Origin of the sequence: Streptomyces sp. WM6372 (assembly GCF_001279655.1) — a bacterium.
GTDB lineage: Bacteria > Actinomycetota > Actinomycetes > Streptomycetales > Streptomycetaceae > Streptomyces.
The window spans coordinates 1-11,740 of the sequence record NZ_LGDB01000223.1; the positions used below are offsets into that span (position 1 = coordinate 1).

At 73.1% G+C, this 11,740-nt stretch carries 11 protein-coding genes; 7 read left to right on the plus strand and 4 right to left on the minus strand.

The window, feature by feature from the left end:
* On the minus strand, nucleotides 1-1,232 hold a 1,232-nt coding region (locus tag ADK52_RS31865), incomplete at its 3' end, for an HtaA domain-containing protein (RefSeq protein ID WP_078988762.1).
* A gap of 122 nt (nucleotides 1,233-1,354) precedes the next feature.
* Here ADK52_RS31865 and ADK52_RS31870 point away from each other — a divergent pair.
* The 6 genes from ADK52_RS31870 (at nucleotide 1,355) to efeU (ending at nucleotide 8,022) form a co-directional block, all read left to right on the plus strand.
* On the plus strand, nucleotides 1,355-2,422 hold the full coding sequence (locus ADK52_RS31870; protein WP_053693343.1) for an ABC transporter substrate-binding protein: 1,068 nt from the start codon (nucleotides 1,355-1,357) through the stop codon (nucleotides 2,420-2,422).
* A 1-nt stretch (nucleotide 2,423) separates the two neighbouring features.
* Complete coding sequence (locus ADK52_RS31875; protein WP_420714965.1) at nucleotides 2,424-3,560, plus strand: FecCD family ABC transporter permease; 1,137 nt, start codon at nucleotides 2,424-2,426, stop codon at nucleotides 3,558-3,560.
* Nucleotides 3,557-4,447: a heme ABC transporter ATP-binding protein gene (locus ADK52_RS31880; protein WP_078988758.1), complete on the plus strand. Its 891-nt coding sequence runs from the start codon at nucleotides 3,557-3,559 to the stop codon at nucleotides 4,445-4,447. The genes ADK52_RS31875 and ADK52_RS31880 overlap by 4 nt, the downstream gene beginning before the upstream one ends.
* A gap of 196 nt (nucleotides 4,448-4,643) precedes the next feature.
* Nucleotides 4,644-5,792 carry an iron uptake system protein EfeO gene (gene efeO, locus ADK52_RS31885; protein WP_053693344.1) on the plus strand — a complete coding sequence of 383 codons (1,149 nt, stop codon included), beginning with the start codon at nucleotides 4,644-4,646 and terminating at the stop codon, nucleotides 5,790-5,792.
* 22 nt (nucleotides 5,793-5,814) lie between these two features.
* Nucleotides 5,815-7,137, plus strand: coding sequence for an iron uptake transporter deferrochelatase/peroxidase subunit (gene efeB / locus ADK52_RS31890; RefSeq protein ID WP_078988759.1), 1,323 nt, complete (start codon nucleotides 5,815-5,817; stop codon nucleotides 7,135-7,137).
* A 24-nt stretch (nucleotides 7,138-7,161) separates the two neighbouring features.
* Nucleotides 7,162-8,022 (plus strand): iron uptake transporter permease EfeU, encoded by an 861-nt coding sequence (gene efeU, locus ADK52_RS31895; RefSeq protein ID WP_053693345.1) that lies wholly within the window; start codon nucleotides 7,162-7,164, stop codon nucleotides 8,020-8,022.
* 54 nt (nucleotides 8,023-8,076) lie between these two features.
* Here efeU and ADK52_RS31900 read toward each other — a convergent pair whose 3' ends face one another.
* Genes ADK52_RS31900 through ADK52_RS31910 form a run of 3 tightly spaced genes read right to left on the minus strand, consistent with a single transcriptional unit; the run spans nucleotide 8,077 to nucleotide 10,306 of the window.
* Nucleotides 8,077-8,634, minus strand: coding sequence for a GNAT family N-acetyltransferase (locus ADK52_RS31900; protein ID WP_053693346.1), 558 nt, complete (start codon nucleotides 8,632-8,634; stop codon nucleotides 8,077-8,079).
* Entirely contained in the window at nucleotides 8,631-9,488 is an 858-nt protein-coding gene (locus ADK52_RS31905) for a PhzF family phenazine biosynthesis protein (protein ID WP_053693347.1), read from the minus strand. The genes ADK52_RS31900 and ADK52_RS31905 overlap by 4 nt, the downstream gene beginning before the upstream one ends.
* Nucleotides 9,489-9,544: 56 nt before the next feature.
* Nucleotides 9,545-10,306 (minus strand): SDR family oxidoreductase, encoded by a 762-nt coding sequence (locus ADK52_RS31910; protein WP_053693348.1) that lies wholly within the window; start codon nucleotides 10,304-10,306, stop codon nucleotides 9,545-9,547.
* A 108-nt stretch (nucleotides 10,307-10,414) separates the two neighbouring features.
* Between ADK52_RS31910 and ADK52_RS31915 the strand changes: the two genes are divergently transcribed.
* Nucleotides 10,415-11,716: a Bcr/CflA family multidrug efflux MFS transporter gene (locus ADK52_RS31915; RefSeq protein ID WP_053693349.1), complete on the plus strand. Its 1,302-nt coding sequence runs from the start codon at nucleotides 10,415-10,417 to the stop codon at nucleotides 11,714-11,716.
* The last annotated feature ends 24 nt before the right edge of the window (nucleotides 11,717-11,740 follow it).

The window sequence follows — 11,740 nt, forward strand, 5'->3', positions numbered from 1 at the left end:
AGGTCGGGCAGGGCCGGCAGTTTCGCGGTGGTGTCGAGCGCGACGGAGAGCGAGACGGGGTCCATCTCGGTGCCGGCCGCATACAGAGAGGAAACGGCCATGGACCCGAAGGCCTGCGAGCCGCCCTCGGTGAGGGTCGCGGGGGCTTCGGTGAGGGTGACGAGAGCGCCCTCGGTCTTCAGCCCCTTGGCGTCGAACTCGACGAGCGCGACCGCGTTCCTCGTCTCGGAGCCCGTGGTGACGTCGGCGGACAGGACGCCCTTGCCGTTCTCCACCTTGACGCTCACCTTGCCGAGCTTCAGGTCCAGCTGGGCGCCGGTGAAGTGGACCGTGCCCGCGAAGGCGGCGTCAAGGGTGCCCTTCCGGCCGTCGTACGCCCCCTTGCCCTGCGGGAAGCGGAACAGCGCGCCGCCGTCCTGGGCCCCCTCGGCGAGGGTCCACTTGCCCTGGCCGACGGAACCGGTGACGTACTCGCGGAACGTACGCCGCACGCCCCAGTCGACGGCGGCGTCGGCGAACGCCCCCTGGGGGACTTGCGGATCCGGCGAGGGCCGCGCCGGCCCGCTCGTGGCCGGCACGGACGACGAGGGCTCGGCGGCCGGGGCCAAGACGTCGGCGGAGAGCGAGACGGGGTCCAGCTGCGCGCCCTCCGAGTAGTAGCCGGCGAAGGCCTTGGCGCCCTGGTCGGTGAGGGTGGCCGGGATGTCGGTCAAGGCGATGGGACTGCCGCCGCCCGACATCTTGACCCCGCCGAGGCCGAGGGTGGCGAAGGGCACCTGGGTCCGGGTGGTGACCGCGCCGGTGTCCTTGGCCTTGCTGGAGACGTCCGCGTAGAGGGTGCCGGTGCCGCCGTCGATCTTCACGGTGGGGCGGCTGACCGTCAGGTCCAGCTCGTACGTGCCGTCCGGCTTCTGGTGGCCCTGGAAGCCGACGCCGCCGCTGAAGGCCGCCTCGAAAGCGCCGGAGTCCGGATCGTAGGAGCCGGTGGCCGAGTGGAAGCGGAACAGGCTGCCGCCGACCGTGGCGGCTCCGTTCTTCAGCCTGAAAGCGCCTTTCGCGACGGGGCCGGTGACATAACTCTGGAAAGACGACTTGATGCCCCAGTCGAGCCGGCCCCCTTGTACGGTGCGGCCGGCCGCATGGGCGGCGGCGGCCGGGAGCAGGGCGCCCAACAAGGCCGCCAGGGTTGCCAACAGGGCGACTGCCGACGCGCGGGCGGGTCTTGCGGGCATGATGGCCCCCTCCCAGGTCTGGTTAATAAGGTTAGGCTAACCTAAGCTACCTCCAGTCGGAGGGGAACCCCCGGTTCCCTGGAACCTCAACGCCCCAGCCGGACGATCAGGACGGTGCCTTCGTGCCTACGCCCGCCGCGTCAACCCCCTTGCCCCGCCCCGCCCTTGCAGGTGCCCTTGCACGTGCCCTTGCGGTCGCCTTCGCCGCACTGGCCCTGGTCCCCCTGACGGGCTGCGGAGGCACGTCTCCCACCGCCACCGCCCCCGGCCCCGGCACCGCCGCCCGCCCGGCCGCCGCACCGGACCGGGTGGAGCCGCTCGCCCCGGCGCCCCTGCCCGTCCTCCCCGCCACCGTTGCGTCGGCGGACGGCCGCCAGGTGACGGTCACGTCAGCGGACCGGATCGTCCCGCTGACCGGCAGCCTGAACGAGATCGTCCAGACGCTGGGCCTCGGCCCGCAGGTCGTCGCCCGCGACATCACGGCCACCTTCGAACAGGCCGCGCGGCTGCCGGTGGTGACCCGGGGTCATGACGTCTCGGCGGAGAGCGTGCTGTCGCTGCGCCCGACGCTGGTGCTGGCCGAGACCACCTCCGGCCCGGCCGAGGCGATCCGGCAGATCCGCGACGCGGGCATCCCGCTGCTGGTGGTGGCGCCGGCCAAGTCGCTGGACGACGTGCCGAAGCGGATCGAGACGGTCGCCGCCGCGCTGGGCGTCAAGGAAGCCGGGGCGCGGCTGAACGGGCGCACCGCCGAGCGGATCGCCGCCGCCCGCAAGGCCGTTCCCGCCTCCGCGGCTTCCGGGAAGAAGCCCCGGGTGGCGTTCTTGTACCTGCGCGGCGCCGCGTCCGTGTACCTGCTGGGCGGCTCCGACTCGGGCGCGGCCTCGCTGCTCGAAGCGGCCGGCGCGGTGGACACGGGCAAGGAGTCGGGGCTCGGCAAGGACTTCACCCCGATCACGAGCGAGGCGCTGGCGGCCGCCGCGCCGGACGCGATCCTCGTCATGTCCAAGGGGCTGGAGTCCGTGGGCGGTACGGACGGTCTGGTGAAGATCCCGGGCGTGGCCCAGACCCCGGCGGGGATGGACCGGCGGGTCGTCACCGTCGACGACGGGGTCCTGCTGAACTACGGCCCGCGCACCGACCAGGTGCTGAGCTCGCTGATCTCCCAGCTGTACGGAAAGACCGCGTGACGTGACGGAACAGAACACGGGCGCGGCCACGTTGTCCGGGGCCGTCCCCGGAACGCCCGCTCCGGAACCACCGACGGGGCCGGACGCGCCGGGGCCGGCCGAAGCGCCCGTGGCCCGGACGGGTCCCCTGCTGGTCGCGGGGCTCGTCATCGTCCTCGCCGGACTGGCCCTGGTCTCCGCCGGGGTCGGGGCCTACGGGATTCCCGTCGGCGACGTCCTCGGCTCCGTGCAGCACCGCCTCGGGCTCGGCGGAGCCGCCCTCGACCGGGTCGGCGAGAGCGTGCTGTGGAACGTACGGCTCCCCCGGATCGTGCTCGCGCTGCTCGTCGGCGCCAGCCTGGGCTGCGCGGGGGCCCTGATGCAGGGGGTGTTCGGGAACCCGCTCGCCGAGCCCGGGGTCATCGGGATCTCCGCGGGCGCCGCCGTCGGCGCGGTGGCCGCCATCGGGCTCGGGCTCAGCTTCCTCGGCAACTGGACGATCACCGCCTGCGCGTTCGTCGCCGGACTGGTCACCGTCGGCTCGGTCTACCTCCTCTCCCGCAACGGCGGCAGGACCGAGGTCGTCACCCTGATCCTCACCGGCATCGCCGTCAACGCCTTCGCCGGCGCCCTGATCGGCCTGTTCGTCTTCTTCGCGGACAGCGGCCAGGTCAACCAGATCACCTTCTGGCAGCTCGGCTCCCTCGCCCAGGCCACCTGGCCCAAGGTGCTCGCCGTCCTGCCCTGCGCGCTCGCCGGCCTGCTGCTCGCCCCCTTCCACTCCCGCAAGCTGGACCTGCTCTCCCTCGGGGAACGCCCCGCCCGCCACCTCGGCGTGGACGTGGAGCGGCTGCGCCTGGCGCTCATCCTCGTCGTCGCGCTCCTCACCGCGGCCGCCGTCGCCGTGGCCGGCATCATCACCTTCGTCGGGCTGCTCGTCCCGCACCTGCTGCGCATGGCGCACGGCCCCGGCCACCGCTTCCTGGTCCCGGGCAGCGCGCTGGCCGGCGCCGTGGTCCTGCTCGCGGGAGATCTGGCCGCCCGGACCATCGCCCGGCCCGCCGAACTGCCGCTCGGGGTGCTGACCGCGCTGATCGGCAGCCCCTTCTTCTTCTGGCTGCTGCGCCGTACCCGCCGCAAGCAGGGGGGCTGGGCATGAGCATCCCGTTCCTGCGGCGCGGCAGGCGCGGCGTCCCCGCCCGGCCGGCCCCCGGCGCCGCCTTCGCCGAAGCCGTCGGCCTGCGGGTACGGCTCGGTGAACGCGAGGTGCTGGCCGGGATCGACCTGACGGCCCGGGCCGGCGAGGTGCTGGCCCTGGTCGGCCCGAACGGCGCCGGCAAGTCCACGCTGCTGGCCGCCCTCTCGGCCGATCTGCCCGCCGCCGAGGGGCTCGTACGGATCGACGGGCGCCCGGTGGGCGACTGGACGGCCCCGGATCTGGCCCTGCGCCGGTCCGTGCTCCCCCAGTCGGCGCAGATGTCCTTCCCGTTCCCGGTCGGGGACGTCGTACGGATGGGCCGTGCCCCCTGGGCCGGCACCCCGCTCGCCGACTCCGACGAGGAGGCGGTGGCCGCCGCCATGGCCGCCACGGAGGTGGCCGGCTTCGCCGCCCGCCCCTTCTCGGCGCTCTCCGGCGGCGAACGGGCCCGGGTCGCGCTGGCCCGCGTACTGGCCCAGCGGGCCCCGCTGCTGCTGCTCGACGAGCCCACCGCGGCCCTGGACCTGCGCCACCAGGAGCTGGTGCTGCGGATCTGCCGGGAGCAGGCCGCGGCCGGGGACGCGGTGGTGGTCGTCCTGCACGACCTGGGGCTGGCCGCGGCGTACGCCGACCGGGCCGCCGTACTGCACGACGGGCGGATCGCGGTGGACGGGCCGCCGGCCGAGGTGTTCGAGGACGGGCTCCTCAGCCGGGTCTACCGACAGCCGGTGGAGGTGCTGCCCCATCCGCGGACCGGGGTTCCGCTGGTGGTCCCCGTACGGGACGAGGAGCATTCCGCCGAACGCGCGACGGCCGTTCCGCGGTACGGAAAGGCCACGCCGGTTTGACCTCCGCTTGACCCTCCCATGGGTCGCCCTTGGAGGTGCCGTGACGGCGCCGTGTCCAGCGGCCCGGCGTGTGTGCTGAATCACTGGACGTACGGGTATGGGTCAGGTAAGCCTCGGTTAAGTTAGGTCCGCCTCACCGGCCGTCCCTCCTGATCGGGGCGGCCGTCTGCCGAACGCCAGACAGCCAGGAGCCCGCATGCGTCCCGCCCGCCTCACCGTCCTCACCGCGGTCGCCGCCGTGACCGCGCTGACCGCCGTCACCGGCTGCGCCGAGAAGAGCGGCAGCGGCGACGGGGCCGTCAAGATCGCCGCCTCCGACAGCGCGTGCGAGGTCTCCAAGACGGAGTTCCCGGCCGGCAAGGTCACCCTCGAGGTCGAGAACAAGGGCTCCAAGGTCACCGAGGTCTACGTCCTCTTCCCGGACGACCGCATCGTCGCCGAGCGCGAGAACATCGGCCCCGGCACCAAGGCCTCCATCACCGCGGAGATCAAGGCCGGCGACTACGAGATCGCCTGCAAGCCCGGTATGAAGGGCGACGGCATCCGCCAGAAGATCAAGGCCACGGGCAGCGGCGCCGCCGAGAAGCGCAGCCCCGAGCTGGACGCCGCGGTCGCCGAGTACCGCAAGTACGTGCAGGCGCAGGCCGACGAGACCCTCCCCAAGGCGCAGGCCTTCGCGGACGCGGTCAAGGCCGGCGACCTGGAGGCCGCCAAGAAGGCGTACGCCGCCTCCCGCATCGGCTGGGAGCGCACCGAGCCGGTCGCCGAGTCCTTCGGTGACATCGACCCGAAGGTCGACGTCCGCGAGGACGGCCTGGAGGCCGGCCAGGACCCGGCGAAGGACTGGACCGGCTGGCACCGCCTGGAGAAGGCCCTGTTCGCCGACCAGAAGATCGGCGACGACGAGAAGAAGCTCGCCGACCAGCTGATGACCGACCTCACCGACTGGCAGAAGAAGGTCGGCCAGGCGGAGATCACCCCCACCTCGATGGCCAACGGCGCCAAGGAGCTGCTGGACGAGGTCGCCAGCGGCAAGGTCACCGGTGAGGAAGAGCGCTACAGCCACACCGACCTGGTCGACTTCAAGGCCAACGTCGAGGGCGCCCAGAAGGCGTACGAGCTGCTCAAGCCCGTCGCCGCGAAGAACGACCCGGCCCTGTCCGCGGAGCTGGACAAGCAGTTCGCCGCGATGAGCACGCTGCTCGACAAGTACCGCGCCGACAAGAACGGCTACGACTTCACCTCGTACGAGACCGTCGCCCAGGAACAGCGCAAGGAACTCGCGGACGCCGTCAGCGCGCTCGGCGAGCCGCTGTCGAAGCTTGCCGCCGCCGTCGCCAAGTAACGCGGATCAGGGGTAACGGACCATGTCTGAGGACACCAGCACCACCGACTCGGCCGCCGAGTCCGCCACGTCCGCCGCAACCGTGGCGTCCGCCGCCGGCAGCGATGCCGCCGGCGGGCCGTCGCGCCGGTCCGTGCTCGGCTGGGGCGGTGCCGGGCTCGCGCTCGGCGCCGCCGCGGCCGGCGGTACGGTCGCCGCGCTCTCCGGCGGCAGCGACACCGTGCCCGCCGCGCTCAGCGGCTCCGCGGTGCCCTTCCACGGCGCGCACCAGGCCGGCATCGCCTCCGCCGTCCAGGACCGGCTGCACTTCGCCGCGTTCGACGTGAAGACGAAGGACCGCGCCGAGCTCGTCCAGCTCCTCAAGGACTGGACGCGGGCCGCCGAGCGGATGGCCGCCGGACTCCCCGTCGGCGAGGGCGCCGTCGGCGGACTCCCCGAGGCCCCGCCGGACGACACCGGTGAGGCCCTCGGCCTCAAGCCGTCCCGGCTGACGCTGACCATCGGTTTCGGCCCCTCGCTCTTCGCCAAGGACCGGTTCGGCCTGGAGGGCAAGCGCCCCGAGGCCCTGGTCGACCTGGAGCAGTTCCCCGGCGACAACCTGGACCCCGCCAAGAGCGGCGGCGACCTCTGCGTGCAGGCCTGCGCGGACGACCCGCAGGTCGCGGTGCACGCGATCCGCCAGCTCGCCCGGATCGGCTTCGGCAAGGCGGCGGTGCGCTGGTCGCAGCTCGGCTTCGGCAAGACCTCGTCCACCACCCCGGACGAGCAGACCCCGCGCAACATGATGGGCTTCAAGGACGGCACCCGGAACATCGCGGGCACCGACACCGCAGCCCTCGACAAGCACGTGTGGGTCGCGGACGAGGCCAAGGGCGCCTCGGCGTGGATGGCCGGCGGCTCGTACCTGGTCGCCCGCCGGATCCGGATGCACATCGAGACCTGGGACCGCACTCCGCTCCAGGAGCAGGAGGACATCTTCGGCCGGGACAAGGCCGAGGGCGCGCCCGTCGGCAAGTCCAAGGAGCGCGACGAGCCGTTCCTGAAGGCGATGAAGCCGGAGGCGCACGTCCGCCTCGCGCACCCCGACAGCAACAACGGCGTGACGATCCTGCGCCGCGGCTACTCGTTCACCGACGGGACGGACGGGCTGGGCCGGCTCGACGCGGGCCTGTTCTTCCTCGCCTACCAGCGCGACGTCCGCAAGGGCTTCGTCCCGCTCCAGCGCAACCTGTCGAAGAACGACGCGCTGAACGAGTACATCCAGCACGTGGGCTCGGCCGTCTTCGCCGTCCCGCCGGGCGTCCGTGACAAGGACGACTGGTGGGGCCGGGCGCTGTTCGCGTAGTTCCGCGAAAGGAAAGGAACCGACGTGTTCAGCAACTATCTGATCGGCCTGCGCGAGGGGCTGGAGGCCAGTCTGGTCGTCTGCATCCTCATCGCGTACCTGGTGAAGACCGGGAACAAGGACAAGCTGGGACCGCTGTGGCTCGGCGTCGGCCTCGCGGCCGCGCTCAGCCTGGCCTTCGGCGCGGGGCTCGAATTCGGCACCTCGGAGCTGACGTTCCAGGCGCAGGAGGCGATCGGCGGCAGCCTGTCGATCGTCTCGGTGGGCCTGGTGACGTGGATGGTCTTCTGGATGAAGCGCACCGCGCGGCACATGAAGGCCGAACTGCAGGACAAGCTCGACTCGGCCCTCGCGATGGGCACGGGCGCGCTGGTGACGACGGCGTTCCTGGCCGTCGGCCGGGAGGGCCTGGAGACCTCGCTGTTCGTGTGGCGTTCGGTGCACGCGGCCGGCAACGGCGCGGGTCCGCTGGTGGGCGTGCTGCTCGGCATCGGCTCGTCGATCCTGCTGGGCTGGCTGTTCTACCGCGGCGCGCTGAAGATCAACCTGTCCAAGTTCTTCACGTGGACCGGCGGAATGCTGGTCGTGGTCGCCGCGGGCGTGCTCGCCTACGGGGTGCACGACCTCCAGGAGGCCGAGTTCCTGCCGGGCCTGATGAACAAGGCCTTCGACGTCAGCGCGGCCGTCCCGCCGGACAGCTGGTACGGGACCCTGCTGAAGGGCACGTTCAACTTCCAGCCGGACCCGACCTGGCTCCAGGCCGGGGTGTGGACGGCCTACCTGGTCCCGACGCTGCTGCTGTTCTTCGGGGTCTTCGCCCGCACGACGGCGACGGCCCCGGCGCCGGCGCCGGCCGCGCCCGCGGAGACCAAGAGCGGCTCGTAGGACATGGGAAGGGGCCCGGATCGAGACGATCCGGGCCCCTTCCGCACGTCCGGGTCACCACAACCGGTCGACGAGCCCCGGGTACAGGGAGATCCGCGCACCGGCGAACGCGGCGGCATCGGTGCCCGCGCCGGGGAAGTCGGCCAGGACCTCCTTGGCGAACCCGGGAGCGTCCGTGGCCAGCGGCTGCTCGGGCGTTCCGCCGACCAGTACGGTCCCGGGCAGCCGGGTGAAGCCGGCCGCCTCGTAGAAGGGGACGAGCGGCCGGTCGCAGCTGAACAGGACGAGGTCCACGGCCGGGTCGGCGGCCAGCGCCGTGCGGGCCGCCGCCACCAGCCGCCCGCCGTACCCGCGCCCCCGCGCGGTGTCCCGGGTCACCACGGCACTCAGCCCGGCGGCCCGGTACGTCCGCCCGGCGTGCCGGACCGGCTTGTGCAGCAGCGCCAGCGAGGCGACGACCGCCCCCTCGTCGTCGCACAGCAGCATCACCTCGGGCGCGAGCTCGGGATCGTGCCCGGCACGGGAGCCGGGCCAGGCCTGCGCCTCCAGTTCCGCGACCTGCGCCGAGAGCTCCGGCGGCAGCTCGGCTGCCGCGTACGTGAGCACCCTCATCCGATGCGGACCGCGCTGCCGGCCACCCGGATCCGGGCGTCGTCCGGGCGCAGTTCCACCGTCAGGACTCCGGGGCGGCCCATGTCCCGGCCCTGGTGGAGGGTGAGGACGGCGGCCGCCGGGACCAGGCCGAGCTCGCGCGCGTACGCGCCGAAGGCGGCCGCGGCGGCTCCGGTCGCGGGGTCCTCGACGACGCCGCCGACCGGGAAGGGGTTCCGTACGTCGAACAGCGCCGGGCCGGTGCGGTGCACCAGCTGGACCGTCGTCAGCTCCAGGCGCCGCATCAGCGCCTCCAGCCGGAGGAAGTCGTAGGCGAGGTCCGCGAGCCGGGCCCGGGTGGCGGCGCCGAGCACCAGGTGGCGGGCTCCGGCGTAGGCGATCCGGGGCGGGATGCCCGGATCCAGGTCGGCCTCCGGCCAGTCCAGCGCGGCCAGCGCCTCGGCGAGGTCGGCCGGGGCGACGTCCTCGACGTACGGCTCGACGCTGGTCAGCACGGCCCGCAGGCCCCCGTCGGACGCGGTGACCGAGACGGGCACCGTACCGGCCGGGGTCGCGAACACCAGCTCGCCCGGACCGATCCGCTCCGCCAGCGCCACGGAGGCGGCCACGGTGGCGTGCCCGCAGAAGGACACCTCGGCCTTCGGGCTGAAGAACCGCAGCGTGAAGGCCCGGCCCGGCACCCCGCCCAGGCCCGGCGGCGGCGCGGTGAGGAAGGCGGTCTCGCTGTAGCCCAGGCCGGCCGCGATCTCCAGCATCCGGGCGTCGTCCAGGCCGCTCGCGTCGAGCACGACCCCCGCGGGGTTGCCCCCGGCCGGGTCGTCCGAGAAGGCGGTGTAGCGCAGCACGTCAGTCATGATCGCCCCAACTCCCGGCCCGGCGGCCGCATTCCCGTCCGCTCGCGGCCGGGGGGTCAGCCGCGCCCGATGTACGGCATCGCGGTCGCCATCACCGTCGCGAACTGCACGTTCGCCTCCAGCGGCAGCTCCGCCATGTGCAGGACCGTGCGCGCCACGTCCGCGGCGTCCATCACCGGCTCCACCGCCAGCTGCCCGTTCGCCTGGAGGATCCCGGTCTGCATCCGCTCGGTCATCTCGGTGGCCGCGTTGCCGATGTCGATCTGCCCGCAGGCGATCCGGTGCGGCCGCCCGTCCAGCGAGAGCGACTTCGTCAGGCCCGTCATCGCGTGCTTGGTCGCGGTGTAGGCGATGGAGTTCGGCCGCGGCACGTGCGCGGAGATCGATCCGTTGTTGATGATCCGCCCGCCCTGCGGGTCCTGCGCCTTCATCTGCCGGAAGGCGGCCTGCGCGCACAGGAAGGCCCCGGTCAGGTTGACGTCCACCACCTGGCGCCAGGCCTCGTACGCGAGGTCCTCCAGCGGGACCCCGCCCGGGCCGAAGGTCCCGGCGTTGTTGAAGAGGAGGTCGAGGCGCCCGTACCGCTCGCGTACCGCGGCGAACAGTGCGGCCACGTCGTCCGGATCGCTCACGTCCGCCCGTACGCACAGCACGTCCGCCCCGGCCCCGGCGGCCTTCGCCGTCTCCTCCAGCGGTTCGGTCCGGCGGCCGGCCACGGCCACCGACCAGCCGGCGGCGGCCAGGGCCAGGGCGACGGAGCGGCCGATGCCGGAGCCCGCGCCGGTCACGACGGCGATCTTGTTCCCACTTGCGCTCATGGGGCCGCAGGGTACGTCACATGTCGCATCGGTCCACGGACGTTCCGATAGCTGAGAGCATGGGTCGGTCGGGGGTGTGAAAAGACGACGAAAAGACTGGAGTTCCGCATGTCGGAGAGAGGCCCCGCGACGGCCCCCTCGCACGAGCCGCCGCCCGAAACGCCCTCCGCACCGCAAGCCCCTTCCGCCCCGCTCACGACCGCCCGCCGTACCGGACTGCTCGTCACTTTCATACTCGGTGGGCTCAGTGCCCTCCCCCCGCTGTCCATGGACATGTACCTGCCGGCCCTGCCGCAGGTCACCGGCGCCCTGCACAGCCCGGCCGCCACGATCCAGCTCACCCTCACCGCCTGCCTCGCCGGCATGGCGCTGGGCCAGCTCGTCATCGGCCCGATGAGCGACAAGTGGGGCCGGCGCCGGCCCCTGCTGACCGGCATGGTCGTCTACGTCCTCGCCACCGCCATCTGCGCCCTCGCGCCCACCGCAGAACTGCTGATCGGCTTCCGGCTGCTCCAGGGCCTGGCCGGGGCGGCCGCGATCGTCATCGCGCGGGCCGTCGTGCGCGACCTGTACGACGGGGTCGAGATGGCCCGGTTCTTCTCCACGCTGATGCTGATCTCCGGCGTGGCCCCGATCATCGCCCCGCTCATCGGCGGCCAGATCCTGCGCTTCGCCGACTGGCGCGGGGTGTTCGTCGTCCTCACCGGCGTCGGCGCCGTGCTCACCCTCGTCGTCTGGCGCAGCCTCGGCGAGACCCTGCCGCCCGAGCGGCGGCAGACCGGCGGCGTGGGCTCCGCGCTGCGGACCATGCGGGGACTGCTGGCCGACCGCGTCTTCGCCGGGTACACGCTGGCCGGCGGCTTCGCCTTCGCCACGCTGTTCTCGTACATCTCGGCCTCTCCGTTCGTGGTGCAGGAGATCTACGGGGCCTCGCCGCAAGCCTTCAGCCTGCTGTTCGGCCTCAACTCCGTCGGCCTCATCGCCGCCGGGCAGGTCAACGGCAAGCTGCTGGTCGGCCGGGTCCGCCTGGACAAGGTGCTCGGCGGCGGGCTCACCGTCATCACGGCGGCGTCGGTCTCGCTGCTGCTGATGTCCACCGGGGTGTTCGGGGAGGTCGGGCTGGTCCCCATCGCGGCGGCGCTGTTCGTGCTGATGTCGGCGATGGGCGTGGTCCTGCCGAACACCAACGCGCTGGCGCTGATGCGCACCCCGCACGCGGCCGGCTCGGCCTCGGCCCTGCTGGGCACCTCCTCCTTCCTGGTCGGGGCGATCGCCTCGCCGCTGGTCGGGATCGCGGGCGAGGGCACGGCGGTGCCGATGGCCCTGGTCCAGCTGGTGTGCTCGCTGCTGGCGGTGGCCTGCTTCGCCGGCATGTGCCGGCCCTGGCAGAACCGGGACGCCACCGTCTGATCCGGGCTTCCGGGGCGCCCCAGG